28 protein-coding genes and 1 pseudogene are annotated in these 23,739 nt (G+C 58.6%); 11 read left to right on the top strand and 18 right to left on the bottom strand.

All coding sequences use genetic code 11. From position 1 onward, the window contains the following. Window positions 1-31 precede the first annotated feature (31 nt). The 3 genes from mnmA to rluE are packed head-to-tail and all read right to left on the bottom strand — an operon-like array spanning window position 32 to window position 2,372. Window positions 32-1,144 carry a tRNA 2-thiouridine(34) synthase MnmA gene (gene mnmA, locus ABVR31_RS11365; RefSeq protein ID WP_021506375.1) on the bottom strand — a complete coding sequence of 371 codons (1,113 nt, stop codon included), beginning with the start codon at window positions 1,142-1,144 and terminating at the stop codon, window positions 32-34. Window positions 1,145-1,185: 41 nt separating this feature from the next. Next, window positions 1,186-1,659 carry an NUDIX domain-containing protein gene (locus tag ABVR31_RS11360; protein WP_372772792.1) on the bottom strand — a complete coding sequence of 158 codons (474 nt, stop codon included), beginning with the start codon at window positions 1,657-1,659 and terminating at the stop codon, window positions 1,186-1,188. Window positions 1,660-1,703: 44 nt separating this feature from the next. Further along, complete coding sequence (rluE, locus tag ABVR31_RS11355) at window positions 1,704-2,372, bottom strand: 23S rRNA pseudouridine(2457) synthase RluE (protein WP_150058306.1); 669 nt, start codon at window positions 2,370-2,372, stop codon at window positions 1,704-1,706. A gap of 101 nt (window positions 2,373-2,473) precedes the next feature. Here rluE and icd point away from each other — a divergent pair, with 101 nt between their 5' ends. Continuing rightward, window positions 2,474-3,724, top strand: coding sequence for an NADP-dependent isocitrate dehydrogenase (icd, locus tag ABVR31_RS11350; protein ID WP_010617214.1), 1,251 nt, complete (start codon window positions 2,474-2,476; stop codon window positions 3,722-3,724). Window positions 3,725-3,846: 122 nt separating this feature from the next. Here the strand turns inward: icd and ABVR31_RS11345 are convergent. The 3 genes and pseudogenes from ABVR31_RS11345 to ABVR31_RS11335 form a co-directional block, all read right to left on the bottom strand. After that, a pseudogene (locus tag ABVR31_RS11345) lies at window positions 3,847-5,102 on the bottom strand (mechanosensitive ion channel family protein). 84 nt (window positions 5,103-5,186) lie between these two features. Beyond that, a complete protein-coding gene (locus tag ABVR31_RS11340) occupies window positions 5,187-5,579 on the bottom strand; it encodes a type II toxin-antitoxin system HicB family antitoxin (protein ID WP_022548759.1) in 393 nt (130 codons plus the stop codon). Window positions 5,580-5,618: 39 nt separating this feature from the next. Continuing rightward, complete coding sequence (locus tag ABVR31_RS11335) at window positions 5,619-5,801, bottom strand: type II toxin-antitoxin system HicA family toxin (protein ID WP_059010332.1); 183 nt, start codon at window positions 5,799-5,801, stop codon at window positions 5,619-5,621. Between the two features lie 268 nt (window positions 5,802-6,069). On the opposite strand from ABVR31_RS11335, the gene ABVR31_RS11330 reads away from it, so the two are divergent. After that, window positions 6,070-6,267: a DUF6404 family protein gene (locus ABVR31_RS11330; RefSeq protein ID WP_021506369.1), complete on the top strand. Its 198-nt coding sequence runs from the start codon at window positions 6,070-6,072 to the stop codon at window positions 6,265-6,267. 332 nt (window positions 6,268-6,599) lie between these two features. Here the strand turns inward: ABVR31_RS11330 and ABVR31_RS11325 are convergent, their stop codons facing one another. Then, window positions 6,600-6,848 carry a DUF883 family protein gene (locus tag ABVR31_RS11325; RefSeq protein WP_021506368.1) on the bottom strand — a complete coding sequence of 83 codons (249 nt, stop codon included), beginning with the start codon at window positions 6,846-6,848 and terminating at the stop codon, window positions 6,600-6,602. A gap of 180 nt (window positions 6,849-7,028) precedes the next feature. Here ABVR31_RS11325 and ABVR31_RS11320 point away from each other — a divergent pair, with 180 nt between their 5' ends. Beyond that, window positions 7,029-7,235 carry a DUF2767 family protein gene (locus ABVR31_RS11320; RefSeq protein WP_021506367.1) on the top strand — a complete coding sequence of 69 codons (207 nt, stop codon included), beginning with the start codon at window positions 7,029-7,031 and terminating at the stop codon, window positions 7,233-7,235. Between the two features lie 24 nt (window positions 7,236-7,259). On the opposite strand, the gene ABVR31_RS11315 is transcribed toward ABVR31_RS11320, so the two are convergent. Together ABVR31_RS11315 and ABVR31_RS11310 are read right to left on the bottom strand one after the other, a co-directional pair. Then, window positions 7,260-7,808 (bottom strand): hypothetical protein, encoded by a 549-nt coding sequence (locus ABVR31_RS11315; protein WP_058757703.1) that lies wholly within the window; start codon window positions 7,806-7,808, stop codon window positions 7,260-7,262. A 61-nt stretch (window positions 7,809-7,869) separates the two neighbouring features. Further along, entirely contained in the window at window positions 7,870-8,199 is a 330-nt protein-coding gene (locus ABVR31_RS11310; protein WP_021506365.1) for a hypothetical protein, read from the bottom strand. Between the two features lie 203 nt (window positions 8,200-8,402). On the opposite strand from ABVR31_RS11310, the gene ABVR31_RS11305 reads away from it, so the two are divergent. Continuing rightward, on the top strand, window positions 8,403-8,582 hold the full coding sequence (locus ABVR31_RS11305) for a hypothetical protein (protein WP_031279245.1): 180 nt from the start codon (window positions 8,403-8,405) through the stop codon (window positions 8,580-8,582). An 18-nt stretch (window positions 8,583-8,600) separates the two neighbouring features. Here the strand turns inward: ABVR31_RS11305 and ABVR31_RS11300 are convergent, their stop codons facing one another. Next, on the bottom strand, window positions 8,601-8,957 hold the full coding sequence (locus tag ABVR31_RS11300) for a DUF4186 domain-containing protein (protein WP_372772787.1): 357 nt from the start codon (window positions 8,955-8,957) through the stop codon (window positions 8,601-8,603). Between the two features lie 217 nt (window positions 8,958-9,174). Here ABVR31_RS11300 and ABVR31_RS11295 point away from each other — a divergent pair, with 217 nt between their 5' ends. Together ABVR31_RS11295 and ABVR31_RS11290 are read left to right on the top strand one after the other, a co-directional pair. Further along, window positions 9,175-9,558: a hypothetical protein gene (locus ABVR31_RS11295; RefSeq protein WP_058757612.1), complete on the top strand. Its 384-nt coding sequence runs from the start codon at window positions 9,175-9,177 to the stop codon at window positions 9,556-9,558. Between the two features lie 21 nt (window positions 9,559-9,579). Then, window positions 9,580-9,993 (top strand): GNAT family N-acetyltransferase, encoded by a 414-nt coding sequence (locus tag ABVR31_RS11290; RefSeq protein WP_058757613.1) that lies wholly within the window; start codon window positions 9,580-9,582, stop codon window positions 9,991-9,993. Here the strand turns inward: ABVR31_RS11290 and ABVR31_RS11285 are convergent, their stop codons facing one another. Beyond that, on the bottom strand, window positions 9,994-10,656 hold the full coding sequence (locus ABVR31_RS11285) for an MBL fold metallo-hydrolase (RefSeq protein WP_021506360.1): 663 nt from the start codon (window positions 10,654-10,656) through the stop codon (window positions 9,994-9,996). A gap of 23 nt (window positions 10,657-10,679) precedes the next feature. After that, the gene (ldcA, locus tag ABVR31_RS11280; RefSeq protein ID WP_372772784.1) at window positions 10,680-11,603 is read right to left on the bottom strand and encodes a muramoyltetrapeptide carboxypeptidase; all 924 of its coding nucleotides are present in this window, start codon (window positions 11,601-11,603) and stop codon (window positions 10,680-10,682) included. 163 nt (window positions 11,604-11,766) lie between these two features. On the opposite strand from ldcA, the gene emtA reads away from it, so the two are divergent. Then, on the top strand, window positions 11,767-12,396 hold the full coding sequence (gene emtA / locus ABVR31_RS11275; protein ID WP_072208977.1) for a membrane-bound lytic murein transglycosylase EmtA: 630 nt from the start codon (window positions 11,767-11,769) through the stop codon (window positions 12,394-12,396). A gap of 15 nt (window positions 12,397-12,411) precedes the next feature. Here emtA and ABVR31_RS11270 read toward each other — a convergent pair whose 3' ends face one another. Continuing rightward, window positions 12,412-13,539 carry a mechanosensitive ion channel family protein gene (locus ABVR31_RS11270; protein WP_141495547.1) on the bottom strand — a complete coding sequence of 376 codons (1,128 nt, stop codon included), beginning with the start codon at window positions 13,537-13,539 and terminating at the stop codon, window positions 12,412-12,414. Window positions 13,540-13,628: 89 nt separating this feature from the next. Continuing rightward, the gene (locus ABVR31_RS11265; protein WP_058757616.1) at window positions 13,629-14,363 is read right to left on the bottom strand and encodes a flagellar brake protein; all 735 of its coding nucleotides are present in this window, start codon (window positions 14,361-14,363) and stop codon (window positions 13,629-13,631) included. A 184-nt stretch (window positions 14,364-14,547) separates the two neighbouring features. On the opposite strand from ABVR31_RS11265, the gene ABVR31_RS11260 reads away from it, so the two are divergent. Then, complete coding sequence (locus ABVR31_RS11260; RefSeq protein WP_021506355.1) at window positions 14,548-14,796, top strand: GlsB/YeaQ/YmgE family stress response membrane protein; 249 nt, start codon at window positions 14,548-14,550, stop codon at window positions 14,794-14,796. Window positions 14,797-14,858: 62 nt separating this feature from the next. On the opposite strand, the gene ABVR31_RS11255 is transcribed toward ABVR31_RS11260, so the two are convergent. Then, entirely contained in the window at window positions 14,859-16,955 is a 2,097-nt protein-coding gene (locus ABVR31_RS11255) for a TonB-dependent siderophore receptor (RefSeq protein WP_222951036.1), read from the bottom strand. A gap of 243 nt (window positions 16,956-17,198) precedes the next feature. Next, the gene (treA, locus tag ABVR31_RS11250; RefSeq protein ID WP_058780730.1) at window positions 17,199-18,875 is read right to left on the bottom strand and encodes an alpha,alpha-trehalase TreA; all 1,677 of its coding nucleotides are present in this window, start codon (window positions 18,873-18,875) and stop codon (window positions 17,199-17,201) included. Between the two features lie 206 nt (window positions 18,876-19,081). Between treA and ghrA the strand changes: the two genes are divergently transcribed. From ghrA to ABVR31_RS11235, 3 genes are read left to right on the top strand one after another with little or no spacing between them, the layout of a single operon-like run. Continuing rightward, entirely contained in the window at window positions 19,082-20,020 is a 939-nt protein-coding gene (gene ghrA / locus ABVR31_RS11245; RefSeq protein ID WP_315658397.1) for a glyoxylate/hydroxypyruvate reductase GhrA, read from the top strand. A gap of 19 nt (window positions 20,021-20,039) precedes the next feature. After that, window positions 20,040-20,777 (top strand): phosphatase, encoded by a 738-nt coding sequence (locus ABVR31_RS11240; RefSeq protein ID WP_282954174.1) that lies wholly within the window; start codon window positions 20,040-20,042, stop codon window positions 20,775-20,777. Window positions 20,778-20,804: 27 nt separating this feature from the next. Next, complete coding sequence (locus ABVR31_RS11235) at window positions 20,805-21,362, top strand: molecular chaperone (protein WP_211725091.1); 558 nt, start codon at window positions 20,805-20,807, stop codon at window positions 21,360-21,362. 4 nt (window positions 21,363-21,366) lie between these two features. Here ABVR31_RS11235 and ABVR31_RS11230 read toward each other — a convergent pair whose 3' ends face one another. Both ABVR31_RS11230 and ABVR31_RS11225 read right to left on the bottom strand, forming a co-directional pair. After that, on the bottom strand, window positions 21,367-22,728 hold the full coding sequence (locus tag ABVR31_RS11230; protein ID WP_372772780.1) for a CoA transferase: 1,362 nt from the start codon (window positions 22,726-22,728) through the stop codon (window positions 21,367-21,369). Between the two features lie 46 nt (window positions 22,729-22,774). Then, window positions 22,775-23,659, bottom strand: a complete 885-nt coding sequence (locus ABVR31_RS11225; protein WP_372774028.1) for a DMT family transporter — start codon at window positions 23,657-23,659, stop codon at window positions 22,775-22,777. Between the last annotated feature and the right edge of the window lie 80 nt (window positions 23,660-23,739).

Below are 23,739 nucleotides of genomic sequence, written 5' to 3'. Positions count from 1 at the left end.
TCACTCCTGTAGACGCGTCGGCAGTGCCGACTCAGGCCTCTGTCAGCGGCAGACGCTGTTCAATAATACCGCCACCAAGGCACACGTCACCGAGGTAAAATACCGCGGACTGGCCCGGGGTGACGGCCGCGACCGGCTCATCGAAACGCACTTCAATGCGATCGTCGCCGTGCGGAATGATCTCGCAGGGAATGTCGCTCTGACGATAGCGGGTTTTCACCGTGCAGCGTAGCGCAGCGGTCACTGGCTGGCGATCGACCCAGTGCAACTGCTGTGCTATCAGGCCCACCGACATCAGGCGTGGATGATCGCCGCCCTGTGCGACAATCAGCGTATTGCGCGCGACATCTTTGTCGACCACATACCACGGATCGTCATTGCTCTCTTTGCGTCCGCCGATGCCCAGCCCTTTACGCTGACCCAGGGTGTGATACATCAGCCCCTGGTGTTCACCGACCACTTCACCGTCAACGGTTTCGATGACGCCCGGCTGAGCCGGCAGGTAACGACCGAGGAAGTCGCGGAATTTACGCTCGCCGATAAAGCAAATACCGGTGGAGTCTTTTTTCTTCGCCGTAATCAGATCGAGCTGTTCGGCGATGCGGCGCACCTCAGGCTTCTCCAGTTCGCCGACCGGGAACAGGCTCTGTGCAATCTGCTGGTGGCTGAGCGTGTAGAGGAAATAGCTCTGATCTTTGTTGCCGTCGAGACCGCGCAGCAGCTGGCTGGTGCCGTTGACATCGGCACGGCGGACATAGTGGCCGGTGGCAATGTAGTCTGCGCCGAGATCGTCTGCAGCGAATTCGAGAAACGCTTTGAACTTAATCTCTTTGTTACACAGAATATCCGGGTTCGGCGTGCGTCCGGCCTTGTACTCTTCCAGAAAGTGCTCGAATACATTGTCCCAGTACTCAGCGGCAAAATTAATTTTGTGCAGTTTGATGCCGAGCTTGTCACACACGGCCTGTGCGTCGGCCAGATCGTCAGCGGCGGTGCAATACTCCTCGCCATCGTCTTCCTCCCAGTTCTTCATGAACAGGCCTTCAACCTGATAGCCCTGCTGCTGCAGTAACCAGGCGGAAACGGAAGAATCGACGCCGCCGGACATCCCGACGATCACTTTTTTCTGGCTGTTGTCAGACATGACGCACTCTTGATTACGATAAAAACAGGCGGCGCATTCTATCACGCGGAAGCGTTGTGCGCACCCTCATGAAACAGCCACTGATACGGGGCTATCAGCTGCAGCGGATAGCGGGCCCCCTGCTGCCACAGCCGCACGCTTTCGGCCACCAGCGGCGAACGCAGCGTCTCTGCGCTGAGAATCTGCGCGGGCGACAGCCACCAGCAGCAGTCAATATCGCTGTCGTGTGGCGTGGTGGTCACGGTGGCAGGCAGATCGAGGCCAAACAGAAAACGCACAAAAGGTGTATGGTCCGGGGCGATCCACTGCTGCACGCCGAGAAAATAGTCGGGCTGCGCGCTGATGCCGGTCTCTTCGTACAGCTCACGTTGCGCGGCTTCCAGCAGCGTTTCATCGGCCTCAAGATGGCCGGCCGGCTGATTCCAGGTAACGCGGCCGTCAACGCGCTCTTCCACAACCAGTAATTTGCCCTGCGCGTGCACCATACAGGCGACGGTTACATGAGGTTTAAACATCGTTCCTCCCAAATAGTTAACCTGACGTTATCGAAATGTATAAACTACGTCCGGTCGCTGATGTCGCGCCATTCGCCCGGTGCCAAATCCTGCAGCTGGTAATCACCCATGGCAAAACGGATCAGGCGTAACGTTGGAAAGCCAATGTGCGCCGTCATCCTTCGGACCTGGCGATTGCGCCCTTCATACAGCGTGATTTTCAGCCAGCAGGTGGGGATAGCTTTGCGCTCGCGAATCGGCGGGGTGCGCGGCCACAGCCACGCGGGTTCAGGCACCACTTCTGCGCCCGCCGGCAACGCTGGACCATCGTTGAGGGTGATGCCACTGCGCAGGCGGGATAAATCTGATTCCTGCGGCACGCCTTCCACCTGAACGTAATAGATTTTGCCGGTGCGCTTGCCCGGCTGCGTCAGCTGCGCCTGCAATGCGCCATCGTTGGTCAGAATCATCAACCCTTCGCTGTCGCGGTCGAGACGGCCTGCGGCATACACCTCGCTCACCGGCACAAAATCTTTCAGCGTGCGGCGGCCAGCCTCATCGCTGAACTGCGGCAGAACATCGAAAGGTTTGTTAAAGAGTATGACGCGACGCGGACCTTTTGGCCGCGTGTCACGCCGCGCGGGCTGGCGCGCCGGGGCAGCAGGGCGCTTATGCTGGTGAATTCGTTGAGAAGTTTTTCGCATGGGCTTTGCAGTTGGTAACAATCGGCGCATTATAGCGCGAAACTGCGGTGATTGGCGTGGCGGAAATATTCAAGTAGTATTGACGCGCATCTTACAAATCATTAACAAAAAATCGCTCGAAGGAGAGGTTAATGGAAAGCAAAGTAGTTGTTCCGGCGGAAGGTCAAAAAATCACCCTGGATCAGGGCAAACTGAATGTCCCGAATAACCCGATCATCCCCTACATTGAAGGTGACGGTATTGGGGTTGACGTTTCCCCGGTGATGCTGAAAGTGGTTGATGCCGCTGTGAAGAAAGCCTACAACGGCGAGCGAAAAATTTCCTGGATGGAAATTTACACCGGCGAAAAATCCGTCGAACTCTATGGCCAGGATGTCTGGCTGCCGCAGGAAACCCTCGATTTAATCAAAGAGTACCGCGTAGCCATTAAAGGCCCACTGACTACCCCGGTAGGTGGCGGTATTCGTTCCCTGAACGTGGCACTGCGCCAGGAACTGGATCTGTACGTGTGTCTGCGTCCGGTACGTTACTACAAAGGCACGCCAAGCCCGGTTAAACGTCCTGAAGATACCGACATGGTGATCTTCCGCGAAAACTCCGAAGATATCTATGCCGGTATCGAGTGGAAAGCCGGTACGCCGGAAGCGGACAAAGTGATCAAATTCCTGCGTGAAGAAATGGGCGTGAAGAAAATTCGCTTCCCGCAGCAGTGTGGTATTGGCGTGAAGCCGTGTTCAGAAGAGGGCACGAAACGTCTGGTGCGTGCCGCGGTTGAATACACCATCACCAATGACCGTGATTCCCTGACGCTGGTGCACAAAGGCAACATCATGAAGTTCACCGAAGGCTCTTTCAAAGACTGGGGCTACCAGCTGGTGAAAGAAGAGTTCGGCGGCGAGCTGATCGATGGCGGTCCGTGGATGAAGTTCAAAAACCCGAACACCGGTAAAGAGATCATCGTTAAAGATGTGATCGCCGACGCCTTCCTGCAGCAGATCCTGCTGCGTCCAGCCGAGTATGACGTTATCGCCTGTATGAACCTGAACGGTGACTACATTTCTGATGCCCTGGCGGCACAGGTAGGCGGCATTGGTATCGCACCGGGCGCCAACATCGGTGACGAGTGCGCACTGTTCGAAGCTACCCACGGTACGGCACCGAAGTATGCGGGCCAGGATAAAGTGAACCCAGGTTCCGTGATCCTGTCTGCAGAAATGATGCTGCGTCACCTGGAGTGGTTCGAGGCGGCTGACCTGATCGTTAAAGGCATGGAAGGCGCAATCGCTGCCAAAACCGTGACCTACGACTTTGAGCGTCTGATGGACGGCGCTAAACTGCTGAAATGTTCAGAGTTTGGTGACGCGATCATCGCGAATATGTAATTTGCCCTGAGCAAATGCAACATGAAAGGGAGCCGCAGGGCTCCCTTTTTTTATGCTGGCAGCGGGAAGGACGTCATGTCATCACCGGTTTGCCATGCATGACGACCGTGCGATGCGTGGCTTTATTCCGCCGGAGGCTGTAACTGAGCGATCTGGCTATCGCGCGCCTGCGACAAACGCCAGAAATCATTGCCGGCAGGATGCTGGTAAATCCGCAGCGAAAACTGACCGACAATGGCGTAGATGAATTCAAATATCGCCGACTGGGAATTCTCGTAATCAACCCACAGCACCGAGGAGGTAAAGCAATAAACCTCTACCGGCAATCCCTCCGGTGAGGGTTTCATCGCGCGCACCACGATATACATATCTTTTTTAATATCGTCGCGCTGTGCCAGCCAGGCGGTGAGATAGTGACGGAACACCGTGAGGTTGGTAATGCCGTTTTCGGCAAACCAGCGGTCACCGACCACGCTGCTATCGCGGCCATCCATCAGGATTGAAAGCTGCTCACTGACGCCGCGAATCTGGCTCATCTGCTGCACCATTTGCTGATCGAGAAAGCGAATCGAGGTCTGGTCGAGATGAAAGCTGCGCATGATACGCCGTGCGCCGGAGGAGAACATCGCCTGCCAGTTGGTGTAGGTTTCGGTCAGGAAATTTTTGGTCGGGATCCGCGACAGCGTATTGTCCCAGTTGCGGATGGTAATGGTATGCAGAGCGATATCAATCACTTCACCGCTGATGCCGTTATCCGGCATTTCAATCCAGTCGCCAAGCTGCAGCACATCGTTCGATGACACCTGAATATTGGCCACCAGCGACAACAGGGTGTGCTGAAACACTAACATCAATACCGCCGCGACCGCACCCAGACTGGAGATGATAATCACCGGCGATTTGTTCGACATGATAGCCAGAATCATGATGGCGGAAATGATGTGCACCAGGATCTTACCGATCTGGATATAGCCTTTTATCGAGTGGTTCTTACGCTTCGACTTACGCGAATAGGAGTTATTAACGATCTCCAGCACTTCGTTAAAGAACAGCGACAGATAAACAAAAAACAGAATGCCGCAGATGGTTTTCACCGCGATCAGCAGATGCTCGGGCAGGTCCGGCATAAACTGCAGCAGGTAATAGACGGTGATCACCGGAATAAAATTCGACAGCTTTTCTGAGAGCCGGACGTCTTTATCCAGCGGCACCTGGTTTTTATGCGTGCTAAAGAACACGCGGCGCACCACTTTTACCACGAAGAATTGCAGATCAGATGGGTGACCATGCCGGCAACCAGTAACAGCAGCAGGCTGAAGGTGGCGGAGAGCACCGTATTGCCTTCAATAAACGTTTGTATGTCGCGTAAGTAATTCATTTTAACCACATGCCGGCCGGTTGAGGCGGGAATTCAAACATAAAGCGGCCACGGACGATAAGCGACGCGTGCGCAATAGTGTTGCTACGAGACCAGCGCTTTGCGCGCCGCCTCGGCAAGAAAATGGCTGCGGCTGCTGTAGCGCGCATTATTACTGACCATCTTATCGATCTTCTCAATCAGCAGATGCGGCATAGTGATATTGATGCGCTCGGATTTGCCCAGATAGCGGGTGACATCAATATCAACGTAGATCCACACGCCAGGCTGGCTAAATTCCTGCTGCCAGTGCTGCGCCGGCTCGGGAATCAATAAGCCTTTCTCCGCCATCAGTTCAAAGTGGGCATGCAGCGCAGATTGCGCATCCTGCAGCGTTTGCTCGGGCGTATCACCGGCAAAATAACAGCCGGTGACATCCGGGAAATAACCACTGGCCGAGCCGTCAGCGTCAATCTCTACCAAAGCGGGAAACAGCATCATGTCACCTCTGAGCAAGCGGAATAAAACCAGCATGGATCAATCCAGCCTGGCGTCTTTCAGAATCTGCATCAGCGTGCCTGTCTTCATATCCTTCTGCGGATGCGGCACGGTGATCAGATGAGCTAAATCCGGATGTGAGAACTGATGATGACTGCCGCGTATGCGCTCCAGCTTCCAGCCATTCTTTTGCAGCAGTTTAATCAGCGTCGCGCTCTTCATCGGACTTCCTGTAGGTGAAATTATACACACAATACACACTTATGCAAGGCGGTCTCTGCCATCACATCGGCGGGTCATGGCCAAACTAACCGGGACGGCCGTGACAGGCACCCGTTGATGCTGCGTTCTGCGTGCTGTTTTCCACGGCTTTTTCCCGCTGCGATAGTGGTTTGCGTAAAACTTTGAAACAGTTAACATCCCGGCACCGGCGCGCGTGCCATTTGCTGGCTGAACCGCTATCTTCAGCCTTCATCAATCCGGAGGTGCTATGCAAGGTGTGATCAAGTTTGTAAAAGGCTGGCTGATTTTTTCCCTGCTATGGGGCATTTTCATGTGGTTTGTATCCTGGCAGGCACAGGGCAAAACGCCGGGCATGATGATTGTCATGAGCCTGTATGCTGGTTTGATTTATCAGGCATTAATGACCATGGTGGCGCGTTACAAAGCGCGGCGCGCACAGGCCTGATTATTCACAACTGCCGACATAGCTTTGCGTCGCGCTGACGCTAATTTGCATGACATCCGGCAAGCTGAGCGCTCACTAATCAGCGTATAAGGCGGGCAGGATGGGAAGAACGTTACTGACGGGATGGTTTTTATTGCTGCTATCACTGGCGGCCAGTGCACAATTACCGGTAGGGCCTGTGGTGATAGCGGGGCAGCATGGGCGCCACCTGGCCGGGCACAGCAGTACGGCAGATGTCGCCGAGACGCCGGATGAACATATTCAGGAACGACGGGACGGCGTGCCGCAGCGGCATTGAGTATCGGGGCCGCACGGGCCCCGATCGCCGGGGATTATTTACGGCCCAGCAGGAAGCCAACAATCACGCCGATGCTGGCGGCAACGGCCAGCCCGGTCGCCGGGTTGTCGCGTACCGATCTCACCACGCAGTCTGCTGCATCCTGCACTGCATAACTGGCCTGCGCCGGATAGCGTCGCGCGGCACCGCGTGCCTGATGGCGGCGTGAACCGGTGAACTCGCCAAATTTTTCCTGTACGGCACCCGCCGCTTCATTCAATTTTGCTTCCGCTTTATCGGTCATATTGACTCCCTGAGAGTGGTGAATGTCTCTTTCAGAGTAGACAGAGAAGTGCAGACCAGCAACCTGGTGGCTTTTCAGGATGTAACAGTGGTTTGCAGGAATCGGCATTGCTGTCCATACCTGGTAAGGACCACGTTAAGCTGCACCAACCTCACGCAGCGCTCACTGAACGGAGGAGAAATGAAACGCGATATCCTGAATGAAGACGATTACGATGAAGTTTGCCGGGTGATTGGCGATGCGGTGATTGTCCTTTCCGAGTGCGGTCATGAAACCAGACGGGAGGAGATTGCCCGTTTGCTGCAGCGTACGCGCCACGATCGCGCCCACGACGAACGCGATGAACAGCGTATGCTGGAGCACGCGATTCGTCTGGTACGACCGTAGGCGCAGGGCGTCACGCGGACGCCCTCACTGCTGGTCGCGATACGCCGGGTACCAGCTCACCAGGAAGTGGCGCAGATGATCAAAACACCATTCGGCATCGTCCGCCTGCTGGCAGTAATAGCGAATGGTGACCTTCTCATAGCGACGATGGCGCTGCTGCAGCGGCGACCAGCTCCAGTCCAGCACCGCGCGCGCATAGTTGACCAGCGCGTCACGCGGCATGCTGTGCTGCTGCTCCTGGCGGCGCAGATACATCTCAAAGAACTGATCGAGGCTCTGTGTCTCTTCGCTGCTACAGTCCAGCGTGGGGCGGAACGCCACATCGAGAAAGCCGCACACGCCATCTGCGCGCTGCTGCCAGTCACAGGCCAGCGTCATAAACAGGCCATCCTGCAGATTGACCTCTTCCAGCAGACGACGCAAATTCTCAGAATGTTTACCAGCGGCGATCTCATCAATGCGATCGGTTTCCAGCGTCAGGTCAAAACCGCACGGGTTGACCGAGCCATCCGCGTCTCGGGTGGCCGGAAAGGGGAAATCGATATAACCGTTATTGTCCAGACTCTTTTCCATAATGCAGGTCCGCAGCATGACAAACGCTGACAATAAACCATCTGCGCGCGCCACGCACGGCTTATGGACACGTCCAGGTAATCATGGTGTTACGCGCCGGATTGATCAGGCGGAACTGCTTGTCGCTCAGCCGCTGTGCATAAAAGCCTTCCGGCGTCACGGCAGAAGGGACATAGCGGAAACGGTCGGTGGAGTGCAGTGCGCCGCTGCTCAGCGTTACGCCATCGCGCGCCACCGAAAACGAATTCACCAAATCGAAAATGCGCCCTTCGGTGTGGCCCAGCGACTGACCATAGAGCGTTGCGACCTCGCCGGGGCAATCGACGCCTTTCGGCGTGGAGCTGCAGCCAGCCAGCAGGATAAGTGTGAGTAGAAAACTGAGTCTTAACATGGTCCTGTTCCTGGTGCATTCCCTGATTTATGCTGGCCTGACGATGCGCGCCACTGATCCGATCATAGCATGTCTGATGCCACTGCCCATTTGCCATTTGTTTAATCGTTAAGCGGTAAGCATGTAAAGGGGTGACTTTGCTAGCAGATAAACGTTATTCTTGCCAGCGTTGCGCACCAGGTAAGCAAAACAAGGGTAAATCCATGAGAGAAGAAGAAGCCAGTTTAATGATTCTTCAGCACGCGATTGATAAGTTAGACGCCGACAAAAAACAGCAGGTGATGAACTGCGTGACGGCGATCCATGAAGTTATGCAGCGTTTCGATCCAGACGATGCCGGACTGGCGCTGATGCTGGTGGCCGCGCAGGTCGCGGCAGAGTAGTTCCATCCCATCCCGGTCTTAACCATTTATTTCACCCACCAGCCAGCGGTGAATCACCCGCACCATATATTGCTGCTGCTCTGCCGTTAACGGCTGATGCGCAGCAATGCCGTGCCATTTTGCCAGACAGCCGCGGCAGCAGGTTGCCGTGGCGTGCTGGGCGATAAACACCGGATGGCCGCGCATTGGCGTCTGTTTGCCATCATTCTTTAGTTCGGCTGCGGCCAGTCTTTGCTGGATAAAATCGGCCGCGTGTTGGTCGATCACCGCCGGGCCTTTCTCAATACAGTACTGTCGCTCTTTCGCGCCTAAATGGAAGCGGCGGCGAAACGGCGATTGCGCCAGCCGCGCGAATAATGCCTGTTCATCTCGCATAACATCCTCCTGACGCGATCTTAGCGCATTTTACTTAACTCGTTACAAAGATATCCCGATCGCATAAAACCTCACAAAATCAGCGATGTGGAGGCGTTCTTCCTGCCCGCAGTGGCTGACCCGCGGTCGCAGATTACCGCACCGGCGGCGGTTGTATGTTACCCTCTGGCCAATTAAATTCCTGTAAAATCATGATCTAACCTCAGTGGAGAACCCCATGAAGGCGATAACCCTTGCCGCGCTCCTGATGGCTTGCCAGATTGCCCCCGCGTGGAGCGAAAGCGAATTCCAGATTACCTGCCCGGGCCGCCCCACCATGACGGTATCGCGTGCCGCCTACGGGCTCAGCACGCTGATGTGGCCAACCCGGCATTTCCAGATTGCCGCCGGGCAGCAGCGCACGCGTCTGCAGGACGGCGATAAGGTCGCCATCACCCGTTTCCGCAATGGCGATCAGCTGATCGTGAATAAAAACAGCGGCGAAACCTTTTTCGTCTACGCCGACAGCGATAAGCTGTTGCCCTGCAACCGCACGGAAAAACGCGATGCTGATATTCTGTCGCTGGAGCGCTACGACGACCGCCAGCACCCCTCTTCATAATGCCGCCACAAGGAGCCGACCATGCAATTAAGCGTTACGGATAGCGTCACGCATCAGGATCTGGATGAAATGCGCCTCGGCCTGAACGCCTTCAACAGCCGCTTTATTGACATCAATGAGATGAAAGCCATTGGTGTGTTCATTAAAGACGGCGCCGGGAAAAAGCTGGCGGGGCTGACGGGCTCAACCTATGGCAACTGGTTACGCATTGATATGCTGTGGGTCAGCGATGGATTACGCGGGCAGGGCGCCGGCAGCCAGCTGATTCAGGCTGCCGAACAGGAAGCCCGCGCACGCGGCTGCCGTTACGCGCAGGTGGATACCGCCAGCTTTCAGGCGCGGCCGTTTTATGAAAAGCTTGGCTATACGCTACGTTTTAGCCTTGATCACTATCCGCGCGAACATCAGCGTCACTATCTAAGCAAGACGCTGTAATCACAGCAGTGGCTGCTGGCGCAGGTCCAGCGGCGACTGTTCCGCTTCATCAATCGCGGCCAGCCAGCTCTGTAAATCGACCTTCGCCCAGGAGAGATGCCCGCGCGTGGTGCTCATCAGCACCACATCCGGACGCAGCGAGCGGTACAGCTCCAGCGACTGCTGCAGCTCCGCAGGATTACTGTCCGGCACCAGCACGCTAATCCAGCGATGGTAATCCCGCGTCAGGGTGTCGCCGACAAACAGGTAGGTCTGGCCGAGCGGTGAGTGATACAGGTAGCTGCAGCTGCCCGGCGTGTGGCCCGGCGTGGGCAGCAGGTGAAAGTCGCCAAAGTGCACGTCCTGATGCGTGAAGGTTTCGTCCGGCTCAATCACCAGGCTCACCGGGCCGAGCGAGCGACTGTGGCAATACAGCGCACTATTGAAGCGCTGCTGAATGGCCCGCGCGCCCGGCGCGGCTTCGTGCCAGTGGGTAAAATAGTGGCGAATCACGCCGCCCGCGTCCGCGAGCACTTCATGATCCAGCAGCTGCTCAACGCGGCCAATCAACAGGTTGCCGCGCGGATGGCGCAGCATAAACCCGTGCATCATTAAATCATTAGCCGTCTCTTCGGCGGGAAATTCCGGCGTGGAGATCCACAAGTCTTCGTACAGCGGCTTCAATAGCGGTCTCCTGCGGCAACACGTCAGCGCAACGTCGGATGGCCGGTAAAGGCTAACCGCGCGGCGCCCTGGTCAATCTCAAGCGTGGCGCTGGCGCCGAGCGGCAGCGTCACGGTATCGGCATCATGGCCAAACGGCAGATCGCTGATCACCGCAATCTGGTACTCGTCACGCAACCGCTGCCACACCGTGGCGAAATCAAAGCCGTTGTCATAATCGGACAGGGCGGTGCTGGTAAAGCTGCCGGTGACAATGGCGCGCTGGCGCGCCAGAATACCGCTCTGCTGCAGCTGAATCAGCATACGCTCAATGCGGAACGGATGCTCATTCACATCCTCGATCACCAGAATGCCGTCTTCAATCTGCGGCAGCCACGGCGTGCCAATCAGGGAGCAGATCATCGCCAGATTGCCGCCCCACAGCGTGCCCTGCCAGCGGCCGCGATCCGGACTGGCGCTGCGCCACGCCAGATTGACTGTAGGAGATGTTAGCGCCTGCCAAAAGTGGCTGACGGTAAATTCAGATAAAGCCTCCGCGCCAAAATTGCCGGCCAGCATCGGTCCGCTGAAGGTGATCAGCCCGGTTTGCGCCAGCAGCGCCAGCTGAATAGCGGTGAAATCACTGTGGCCGCACAGCGCGACAGGCTGATTAAGCAGGCGACGCTGCAGCGCCACATAGTCGAGGTGATCGAGCAGGCGTGAGGCACCATAGCCGCCGCGCACCGCCAGTACGATATCCGGCAGCGACGCCAGCGACGCCAGCGCATTCACATCCTGCAGGCGCTGCGCGTCATCACCGGCAAAACGCTGCCAGCGGCGCGTAATGGCTTCCGGGTTTTGCAGTTGATGGCCTTCCGCCTGCAGGCGCTCCACCGCGCGGCGGGCGGCATCCTGATTGTGGCAATAACCGGAAGGGGCGATGAGGCGTATTGAACGAGGGGCGAGCATAACTTCCATCCTGCTGTCTGTTGGCCTGCCGATGATGACGAAATGCGTTACCGAAGTCACGGTAGCACAAGGTTTTTTACGTATTTAGGATAAACGGTAATTTTACCTTTTACCGTCATGGTTATGATAGCTTGCGCCAATCCTATAGCGGAACCAAAAATCAGTGAAAATTCGACTACTTATGCTGTCTGCTTTGCTGCTGGCTGGCTGTGCCAGCGAGCCGGAAAAACCGGTGACGCCGGAGAAGAATACGCCATTAACCCAGGCGCCGCCGTCGAAAGTGAATGATGCATGGTCACTGTTTACCGAAGATGCCGCCAGTCATTATGGCGTTGATGAGAAGCTGATCAGCGCCATTATTAGTGTCGAATCCGGGGGCAACCCAACCGTGGTAAGCCGTTCTAACGCGGTCGGGCTGATGCAGATCAAAGCCGCCACCGCCGGGCGCGAAGTGTATCGCGCACAGGGACGCCACGGCCAGCCGAGTAACTCCGAACTGCGCGACCCGGCGAAAAATATTGATATCGGCGCGGCCTATATCCGGATTCTGCAGGATTCCGCACTGGCGGGCATTCGCGATCCGCTGACGCTGCGCTATGCCACCATTGTTTCCTATGCCAACGGCGCCGGCGCGCTGCTGCGCACCTTCTCGCGCGACCGCGATCGCGCCATTGCTATGATCAACGCCATGACGCCGGATGAGTTCTACCAGCACGTGCAGAACAAGCATCCGGCCGCCCAGGCGCCGCGCTACCTGTGGAAAGTCACCACCGCCTATCGCACCATCGGCTAATGCCGCTGGCGGGGCTCAGTGCTGTGCGCGCTCAGCCGCAGCCTCATTTGAGGCATCGCTGAGGCTAATGCGCGGCAGCACGCCGCCAGTGAACTCCACGCGGCGCATCGGGAAGGCGAAACGAATCTGTTTCTGCTCCAGCTGCGCCATCAGTTGCAGGTTAATCTCCTGCTGAATGTCCATGTATTTGTTGTAATCGGCGCTCAGCACGAAATAGACCACCTCAAACGTCAGCTGCGATTCGTCAAACGACAGGAAATGGGCGCGATCAAAACGCGTGTCCGGCACGCCTTCAATGATGCGTTGCACCATGCCGCCAATCTGCCGCACTTTCTCCGCCGGCGTGCCGTAATTAATCCCGAACTTAAACACGATGCGTCGCTGCTGCATGCGTTTGTAGTTGTGGATGGTTTGCTGCAGCAGAATAGTGTTGGAGCAGACAATCTGTTCGCCGCCGAGACTGCGCAGCCGGGTGGTTTTCAGGCCAATGTGCTCAATGGAGCCAGCGATGTCGCCGAACACAATAAAGTCGCCGTGCTCAAAGGGCTTATCGAAGCCAATCGCCAGCGAAGCGAACACATCGCTCAGCACCGTCTGAATCGCCAGCGCGATGGCGATACCGCCGACGCCGAGGCTGGCCACCAGCGCGGTGATATTGATCCCCATATTGGAGAGGATCGCCAGCAGCATCATCACCCACACCACGACGCGCAGCAGAATGCCGAGGATCACCGTGGTGACCGGATTGCGCACGTGCAGCGGATCGCGCAGCAACGAGTGCAGCCACAGGCGAATGCCGCCGTCGATCCACAGCGTGAGCTGCAGAATCAGCGCCAGGAACCAGCCGTGGGCGATGGCGACGCTCCAGCTGTCCGGCAGATCGACAAATTTCAGCGTGATTAGCAGCGAGAAGATCAGCAGCAGCAGCTGACTGGTGCTGCGCAGAATCTCCACCAGAATGCCGGTGAAGCGCACGTGGCGCTGTTCGCTGTAGTGGGCGATACGGTTAGAGACAAAGCGAATGACGGTGCGCAGCAGCCAGTAAACAATCAGCGTGCCGAACACAATGATGGCGCTATTAATCCAGAAGTTTTGATTGAGAAAGATAAGTTGCAAATGGTGGGCAGAAAGCCAGTTTTCCATTGGGGAGCATCTCCTTGCTGGGAGCCGGTGAAAAGAAAGTGCAAGGAGAAAGCATAGACTACGCTGGCGTCGCGCGGGACGCCGGCGGTTTACTGGAAGCGATTGGCCTTGTCGCGCGCCAGCCGCTCCAGCGCAAAAATCACCTGCTGCAGCTGACGCTCCTGCACCGGTTCGATGGCGGTAAAACGGAAGCTGAGCCGCGGCGTGATGCGGGTTTCGTTCTTGCTGGTCACGGTGCTGCGCTCGCCGATGTGCAGCAGCTGTGCGGTCACTTCGAACTGGCCATATTCGCCCAGCTCAACGCGCAGCTTTTTGAAGGTATCGCCACGGTTAAGACCTTCCGGCAGCGCCTCATCCAGCAACACGCCGACGCCGCCAAGCGACAGATCCTGCAGGCGAAAGCGCGCGGTGCTGCCGTCCGGCCACTGGCTGTGGCAGTAGAATACTGGTTCGAGCGGCGCGTTGACGCGAAAGAACTCCCGGCGCTGAATCTGCCACACCAGGTCGGGCAGCGCGGCGGCAAAGGCGGGCAGGCCGTCATAATCGATGCGGGTTAATCCCTGCAGCCCAAACTCCACTTTGGCACCGTGGGTTTCGGCCGCAATATTCACTTCGCCACCCTGCAGTGCCAAATCATTGTCCAGCGCGTTGCTGCCGAGATCAAAAATCACCCGATCTTCATCCGCGGCCAGCAGCCGGCTGATGAACTGACCACGGGAGAAATTGACCATCAGCAGGGTTTGATAACGCAACAAATCCTTCATCACGTTCAACACCGCTAGCGTACCGCGCTTGAGATATTGTTCTTTATCGGCGTCTTTCACGTCCTGCTCCACCTGTCCGATTGCTATTTTACGAGTGCCACTGCTCTTCGTCGGTTATCGACCGGGGCGGTAAAAGCTTTAGCCGGCGTGAACGAATTCATCATGATGTTGATGTAGCAGAGAAAAAATTCCCGGCTATACTTAGCGCGATGAACACCTTGATTCATAACGTAAGGAGCAGCAAATGGGTATTCTTTCATGGATTATTTTTGGTCTGATTGCCGGGATTATCGCTAAATGGATCATGCCAGGTAAAGATGGCGGCGGATTTATTTTGACCGTGGTACTCGGGATTGTCGGTGCGGTGGTGGGCGGCTGGATCAGTACCCTGTTCGGCTTTGGCCGGGTTGACGGCTTCAACTTTGGCAGCTTCGTGGTCGCGGTGATCGGTGCCATTGTGGTGCTGTGGATCTACCGTAAAGTCCGCAGCTGACGCCAAATCACGATTCAACAAGATCCGCAGTCCCGTCCGGGGCTGCGGATTTTTTTATGTCGTCAGAAATCGTAGCCGATTGTGGCGGTCAGCGTCCGCTCCGCGCCGCGATAGCAGTAACCGGTGCCGTAGCAGGCTGCCAGATACTTTTTATCCGTCAGATTGCGGGCATTCAGCTGCAGCCAGGCACCTTTCAGATTCGGCTGCCACGCGCCTAGATCGGCGCGCAGCGAGGCGTCAAACAGGGTCACCGACGGCAAACGGGTGGTGTTTTCGTTATCGGCCCACTGGCGGCCAATATAGCGCACCCCGGCACCCGCGCTCAGGCCGTAATCAAACTGATAATGCCCCCACAGCGACGCCATGCTATTTGGCGTGACGTACGGCGTATGGCCATCGTTGCCGTCCACGGAATCCTTAAAGCGCAGATGGTTGAGCGTATAACCGGCAATGGTGCTGAACCGTTCGGTCAGCTGGCTGCGCGCCTCCAGTTCAATGCCCTGTGCATGCACTTTGCCGGACGGGGTGTAGGTGCCGTCCTGCACGTTACGGTTGGCCACATCGTTCTGTGTCAGATCGTACAGGGCCACGCTGTAGAGATCGCGCGTGCCGTTCGGCTGGTATTTCACCCCGGCTTCATACTGTTCTGAGGTGGTCGGTTTTAGCTGATTTCCGTCGGGATCGGTCAGCGAAGCCGGGGTAATCGCCTGGCTCCAGCTGACGTACGGCGACACGCCGTTATCAAAGGCGTACAGCAGCGCGGCGCGGCCGCTGACGTGATCGTCCTGACGACGACTATTGCCATTCTCTGACACGATGCGGTCATAGCGACCAGACAGATCCAGATGCCAGCGCTGCCACGCCAACTCATCCTGCAGATAGAGGCCGCTCTGATAGTAGCGGCGCGTCTGCGCTGTCCAGAGGTAATCCGGCTGGCTGCCGATGGCCTCGCCGCTCCAGGCATTCAGCGGTGAGGCAGCGCCGCTGGCGTCGCTCAGATCATTTTTGTAGCGGTGATACTCCGCGCCGAGCGTGACGCGATGCTGCAGCGCACCGCTGGCAAACTCCGCCTGCAGCTGATTATCAGTCGCCCATGCGCTGAGCGAAGAGCGCTCACCGGAGTAGTAGCGGTTGAGCAGGTCCGGATTGTCGCTGTTCCAGCCAATCTGGTACACCTGGTCGAGCGCCACGCTGGAATGGCTGTAGCTGCCGGTGCTGTGCACCGACCATACCTCATCGAAACGGTGCGAGAAGTCGTAGCCGTAAATCTGCTCATGACGTTTGAACTGATCCAGCGCGCTGTCGCCCTCATAAAAACCGTCGCTCAGCCAGCGGCCATTGTGGCTGTACAGCGTGCCTTCCGCCGGCACCGAGCCGTGATAGCCGCCTGAGGGATCTTTTTGCAGATAAGCACGCAGCAGCAGGCTGGTGTCTTCATCCGGCTGCCATAGCAGCTGGGGTGACAGCGCGTATTTCTCTTCGCGCGTGTGGTCGTACTGGGTATCGCTGTTGCGCGTGATGCCGGTCAGGCGGTACGCCCATTGATCGTTAATCGCGTCGGTGTAATCAAAGGCGGCGCTGTTACTGGCATTGCTGCCGGTGGCGAAGCGTAAATGGCCCTGCGAAGCAAACTGCGGCCGCTTCGTGACCATGTTCACCAGCCCGCCCGGCACCGTCTGACCATAAAGGGCAGAAGAGGGGCCTTTAATTACGTCGATGCGGTCAAGGAACCAGTTATCCACCTGCAGGATGTTGAAGCTGCCGCCGTCGCTCATCACGCGCAGACCGTCAAGGAAGGTGTTGTCGACGTCACCGCCGTGGAAACCGCGCAGCGAAATGGTGTCGTAACGCGTGGCCGCGCCACCAAAGTTGGTGAAAACCCCCGGGGTATAGCCCAGCGCCTGGTTCAGATCCTGCGCGCCCTGATCGTCAATCTGCTGACGCGTCACCACGGAAATGGACTGCGGCGTGGTGACGAGTGGACGATCGCTTTTCGTGGCGCCGCTGCGGGTGGCGAGATAGCCCGCCGTGGGCGAGGTGGCGCTCTCCTGCGGCTGTGCGGTGACCACCAGAGAGGGTTCGGCTACGCCGAGTGCCGGAAACGCCAGCGCCAGCGCGCACAGCAGCCGGCCACGGTTGAGGGGGAACAGCGCGGTCATAATGATTCCTTTGGCAGAGAATAAAAGCCGCACCACACCAGCGCGGCGGTTAATAATGAGAAAAATAGTCATTTTAAGATTGAGAATTATTATCTTTTAGTGAGGGGTGTTTCAAGATGTAAAAGATAAGTAATGGAAAAGTGTGATGCGCAGGGGATGCCGCAGCGCCGGGCATGGTCATCGCCTGGCTGTGGCATCGGGCCTGAGAAGCAGGTGCGCACGGCGACGCACCTGACGTCAGGGTTATTTCGCCGCGTTTAGCGTCGGCATTGAGGGGATGTCGCGCGTGCTATTACAGGTTTTATCTTTCGGACAATACTTATCCAGCAGCTTCAGCGTTACGCCGTTGGTCCAGCCAAAACCGTCCTGCAGCGGATACTCACCGCCGCCACCACCGCCCAGTTGGGCACCGTCGACCACATACTTCTCAACCAGCTTGTGTTCGCGATCGTAAGTTTGCTGCACATTTTGCAGGAAGCGCTGACCGATCTGCTGCGCCAGCTGGTTCTGCTTGTAGTGCTCCAGACCTTCGACCGCTACCCACTGCAGCGGGGCCCAGCCGTTAGGCGCATCCCACTGCTGGCCGTTGTTAACCGTCGTGGTGACCAGCCCGCCCGGTTTCAGCAGCTGTTTTTCCACGGCGGCGGCGGTGCGTTCCGCCTGTTTGTCGCCCGCCAGCTGCATATACAGCGGGAACAGCGTGGCGGCGGTGAGCTGATTGTGCACCTGCTTTTTCTGGAAATCGTAGTCGGCATACCAGCCCTGTTTGTCATCCCACAGGTAACGATTGATCGCCGCCTGGCGCTTCTCTGCATCCGCCGCAAACTGCTGCGCTTTGTCATTCTGCTTTGCCAGCTTCGCGGCTTTCGCCAGCGTCTGCTCCAGGTGGAACAGCAGGCTGTTGAGGTCCACCGGGGCCAGCTGGGTGGTGCGAATCGAGGCCAGATTGTGCGCATCGGTGAACCAGCGTGAGCTGAAGTCCCAGCCCGAGGCGGCGCCCGCGCGCAGATCGCGATACACCTGCTGTTTATTGCGCTCAGGCGCTTTTTTCGCGGTGTTGACATCGTCCAGCCAGGATTCGGTGCGCGGCACGTCACGGTCATCCCAGTAGCGATTGAGCAGGGTGCCGTCGCTCAGCTTCACCACGCGCTTGCTCGCCTGGCCGGCAGCCACCTTGTCGCTGTCCGCCATCCAGTAGTCATACTCTTTTTGCAGCTGTGGCAGATACTGGCGGTAGACATCATCTCCCTTGTGGCTGGCCAGCAAATCCACCATCAGGCTGAAGAACGGCGGCTGCGAGCGGCTGAGATAGTAGCTGCGGTTGCCGTTGGGGATGTGGCCGTACTTGTCCAGCTCGCTGGCGAAGTTGTCCACCATATCCTGCACCCGATCCCAGTGGCCGCTCTCTGCCAGCCCGAGCATGGTGAAGTAGCTGTCCCAGTAATAGACTTCGCGGAAACGCCCGCCTGGCACCACGTACGGTTTCGGCAGTGGCAGCAGCGAATCGTACTGGCTGGCCGTTGGCGTGCTGCGCGTCAGCACCGGCCACAGGCCATTAATGTGCGCGCGCAGGCTCTGGCCGGCGGGCGGCACGTATTTATCCTGCGCTTTGGGCAGGATGAAGTTGGTGTCCACGAAGCGCCTGAGATCGAAATTACGCTGATTTTTCTGCATCTGCCAGTCGGCGAGAATCGACGCCGGGTCATATTTGGGGACCGCATCGGCAAAGGTTTTCTGGTCCGGATAAAATCTGGCCTGCTGCACGGCACTGAATAGTGGGCCGAGTCGCACATCCGGCGGCTGCGGCTGGGCGCTGAGCATGCGGCTGTTATCCTCAGCGTGCACAGCAGACGCGCTCAGCAGCGCCGCGCTGAGCAACAGGGTAAGACGCGCAGGCGTAAACACTACATTTTTTATCATCGGTTTTTCTCCTTGTCCGAAAAGGTGGTGCGCTAACGCATTGACCACCCGAACAACTTTAGACGTTAACGCGCCGCTTAGCCTTTTGCAGCGGCGGAAATGTGAAGCCTTCGCGATTAATCGCCGGAAAATTGCGGTGCGGCGCGGGTTTTTACTTGCCCTGCGCCGCTATTTGACTGAGGCTGAAAGAAAAAAAGGAGAGCAGTATGGAAATCATCTGGTATCACCCGTCACTGAATCCGCAGCCGTGGCTGGACGGCATGCGCCAGCGCCTGCCGGCGGTGCGCATCCGCCAGTGGCAGCCGGGCGACAGTGCGCCCGCCGACTACGCCATTGTGCGATCGCCGCCGGTGGAGATGCTGGCGGGACGGGCGTTGCGTGGCGTATTCGCCATGGGGGCCGGCGTGGACGAAATTTTGCGACAGCTGCGCACGCACCCTGAGATGCTGGCTGACGCGGTGCCGCTCTACCGGCTGGAAGACACCGGCATGGCACGCCAGATGCAGGAGTATGCGAACTGGTGCGTGCTGGGCTGGTTCCGCCGCTTCGCCGACTATCACCAGCAGCAGCGACAGGCGCTATGGCAGCCGCTGCCGGACCGCGAACGTGCTACTTTTACCATTGGCGTGCTGGGGGCGGGCGTGCTCGGCCTCAGCGTACTGGAGAGCCTGCAGCAGTGGGGCTTCCCGCTGCGCTGCTGGAGCCGCTCGCCGAAGCAGATTGCCGGTGTCACCACCTTTCACGGTCGCGACCAGCTGGCGGATTTTCTCGCTGACAGTCAGGTATTAATTGATTTGCTGCCCGCCACGCCGGAAACCAGCAACCTGATCGATAGCGCGTTTCTTAGCGCGCTACCGCGCGGCGCCTGTTTCCTCAATCTCGCGCGCGGTGCGCACGTGGTGGAGGCCGATCTGCTGGCGGCGCTGGAGAGCGGTCAGCTGGCCGCCGCCGCGCTGGACGTATTCCAGGTGGAACCGCTGCCAGCCGCGAGTCCGCTGTGGTCTCATCCGCGTGTCATGATTACCCCGCATAATGCCGCCACCACCTTGCCGCATGAAGCGATGGACTATATCGCCGGTGCCATCACGGCACTGGAGCAGGGCCAACAGCCGCGCGGTCTGGTCGATCGCCAGCGTGGCTATTAATTCAGCAAAGGAGAAGAGGATGTATCCCGTCGATTTACATATGCACACCGTGGCCAGCACCCATGCTTACAGCACGCTGCACGATTACGTCGCGCAGGCGAAACGGAACGGCCTGAAGCTGTTCGCCATTACCGATCACGGTCCGGACATGGCCGATGCGCCGCACTACTGGCATTTTGTGAATATGCGCATCTGGCCGCGCGTGATTGACGGCGTCGGCGTGCTGCGCGGCATTGAAGCCAACATCAAAAATCAGCAGGGTGAGATTGATTGCAGCGGGCCGATGCTGGATGCGCTGGATCTGATCGTCGCTGGCTTCCATGAGCCGGTCTATGCGCCGCGCGACAAGGCTCACCACACCGAAGCGATGATCGCCACCATGGCCAGCGGACTGGTGCACATCATCAGCCATCCGGGCAACCCTAAATTCCCGGTGGATATTCGCGCCATCGCGGAAGCCGCCGCGCACTACGATGTGGCGCTGGAGATCAACAACTCGTCGTTCACCCATTCGCGCCCGGGCAGTGAACCTAACTGCCGCGCGATTGCGGAAGCGGTGCGTGACGCCGGTGGCCGGCTGGCGTTTGGCTCCGATTCGCACACCGCCTTTACGCTCGGCGATTTCGAGCACTGCCTGCGTATTACGCGCGAAGTGGATTTTCCGCAGGATCGCGTGTTAAATGTCACGCCGCGTCGCCTGCTCGACTTTCTCGAACAGCGCACCGGCAAACACATTGCGGAATTTGCCGACTTTTAACTTTTTTGCCTCAAGGAATTCTGTTGCATGAATGAGTTTTCCATTCTCTGCCGCGTCATCGGCTCGCTGTTTAATCGCCAGCCGCAGGACCCGCTGCTGGTGCCGCTGTTCACCCTGCTGCGCGAAGGCAAACTGAAAGATCAGTGGCCGCTGGAGCAGGATGAACTGCTGACCCGGCTGCAGCAGAATAGCGATCCGCAGGCGCTGGCGGCGGATTACAACGCGCTGTTCGTCGGCAGCGACTGCAGCGTGCCGCCGTACGCCTCACAGTGGCCGAACGGACCGCAGGAAGCCGGGGTGCGGGCGTTTTTAACCTCACGCGGTATGCCACTGAGCGAGTCGCCGGCCGATCACTTTGGCGTGCTGCTGCTGGCGGCCTCCTGGCTGGAAGATCAGTCTGCGGAAGATGAGGCGGCGGCCCAGCTGGCGCTGTTCGATGACTACCTGCTGCCGTGGTGCGGCGCCTTCCTCGGTAAAGTGGAAGCCCACGCTACCACCGCGTTTTATCGCACGCTGGCGGCGCTGAGCCGTGAGGCGATTCAGGCGATGTATGACGAACTGCGTGAAGAGGGCGACGACGCCTGAGTCGTCACCAGCAGGGATGGCTGCTGCCGGGCAGCTGCGCCGGTGCCGCGCACAGCATCGGCGTACCGGGCAGATAAGCCGCGGCGCGCAGGCGCTCGCCAATCCCCCAGCGATTGATCTCCAGCGCGCTCAGCGCATCGTGCGGCTGCGGCGTAATGCCACGCTGTTCGCCTTGTGGCGCTGCGCCGTGCTGCTGAAGCAGCAGCGCGGTACGCGCCAGCGACAAACGCGCCTGCCAGCCGGTGCCGTTAACGCGGCGCTGGCGTAATCCTTCCAGCACCGCAGCCGCCATCATATAGCCGGTGGCGTGATCCAGCGCCTGCACCGGCAGCGGCGTCGGTTTAACGCCTGCCTGCCAGCGCATACCCTGTTCGGCGATGCCGCAGGCCATCTGCACCAGGCTGTCAAAACCGCGCCGGTTGCGCCACGGCCCGTTCCAGCCCCAGGCGTTGAGGCTGACATCCACCAGCCCCGGCGCCAGCCGCTGACGGCTCTCCGCATCCAGCCCCAGCTTTTCCAGTGCGTCCGCGCGGTAGCCGTGCACCAGCACATCCGCATGCTGTAGCAGCGTAATCAGCCGATCGCGCCCGGCGCGGGTTTTGATATCCAGCTGCGCGCAGCGTTTGCCGCAGTTGATCTCCTCTTCCAGCGTCGGTTCACGCCAGCCGGGCGGATCGATGCGCAGTACCTGCGCGCCGAGGCTGGCCAGAAAGCGGGTCGCTACCGGTCCGGCAATGATGCGCGTCAGATCTAGCACCCGCACGCCCAGCAGCGGCCGCGCCGGCAGCAGCGCCCAGCCCGTCGTGGGCGCTTCGCCGGTTGCCCGTTGGGCAATCAGCGCTTCTTCGCTTACCGCCAGTCCCTGCGCGTGCTGCTGCCACTGCTGTGCGCTGCGCATCCAGGCGGCACAGCCGCCGGCGTCGACCACGGCCTGCTCCAGCGCGTGTCCCTGCCAGCGTGCCACCATCGCCGCCAGCGATGACCGATCGGCGTGCTCGCCCAGCACGCGCGCCATGGCGGCGCGATGGTGTGGTGCGTTGGTGTGCAGGCGGATCCAGCCATCCTCGCACGCATAGTCACCGGCCAGCGCATCCCACTGGGCGGCTGGCGGACGGTTCAGCGGCGTCAGGCTGTGCTGAAACCAGCGCGAGGCCAGCCGGACGTTGACGCTGACCGGGGCCGGACGCTCCAGCAGATCGCTCAGCGCCTGGCTGGCGAGGCCGATGCTGGTGGCGGCGAGTTCGCTAACGGCAAAAGCCGAGGGGAAGCTGTCGGTCTGAAGAAAGTGGATCGTCGGCGCGTGTTCCGCACCCCGCAATCCCTGCCACAGTTGCTGCCACAATGCGGCAGCGCGTTGAGAATCCATGCTAAACCTCCGGAAAACACGCAAGCTTCAAGCATAGCAGAGTGGATCAGCGGCGGCGCAGGCGCGGAAAGCGGGCATGCATGCGCAGGTTACGCAGGTTAATCACCGCAATCGCCGTCCCCAGCACCACCAGCGACGCACCCAGAATTTTGAAGCTGTTCATGCTGTCGCCCAGCACCAGCACGCCCATCAGTACCGCCAGCACCGGCGTCAGCAGCGAGTAGGGCATGATCAGGTTGACGTTATATTTTTTCAGCAGCGCGTACCACAGCGTATAGGCGACAATCGATGAGGCGAGGGCGCTGTACAGGATGCCAAACCAGCCGCGCCAGCCGGCGTGGCTCAGCGCGGTAAACTGCTGCGATTCAGTCAGCCACGAGGCCGCGCCGACAATCGGCACCGCAAGGAAGGAGATCCAGCCGGTAAGCGTCAGCGGTTTAATCGGCGGTGACTTTTTCACAATCATGTTGCTCACCGCCCAGCCGGTGGCGCTGCACAGCAGAATACACAGCACCCACCACGCCGGAATTGTCGGGCTGCCGGAGAGCACCGCCACCCCGGCCAGCGAGATGGCGATACCGCACAGCTGCACCAGCCGCAGTTTCTCCTTCAGCACCACCATCGCCAGCAGCATGGCAATCGGTGTGCCCAGCTGGACCACAATGGCCCCGGTGCCGGCATCGGTATAGCGCATGCCGACAAACAGCAGCGAAAAGTGCATGAAGCCAAAGGTAAACGCCAGCGTCAGCAGCCACGGCAGCTGGGCGCGCGTGATGCGGCAAAACGGCACCAGTACGATAGCCACCACCACAAAGCGCATCCAGGTCAGAAACAGCGGCGGAAGCTCCAGCAATCCCCACTTTATCGCCACGTTATTAAACGCCCAGATGCACACCACCATCAGAACCAGAAAAAAATGCCGCACCGCCACGCTGCTGTCCTTTGTTTTATCGATGTTGTCACCGTCTAATGATGGCACGAAGGCGATCGGTTGGCGCACGCGGGCGACGC

It is taken from the genome of Pantoea sp. WEP (assembly GCF_041678305.1).
GTDB lineage: Bacteria > Pseudomonadota > Gammaproteobacteria > Enterobacterales > Enterobacteriaceae > Pantoea > Pantoea dispersa.
Note: the sequence above shows the minus strand (reverse complement) of the source record. Positions and strands in the feature narration are given on the sequence as shown.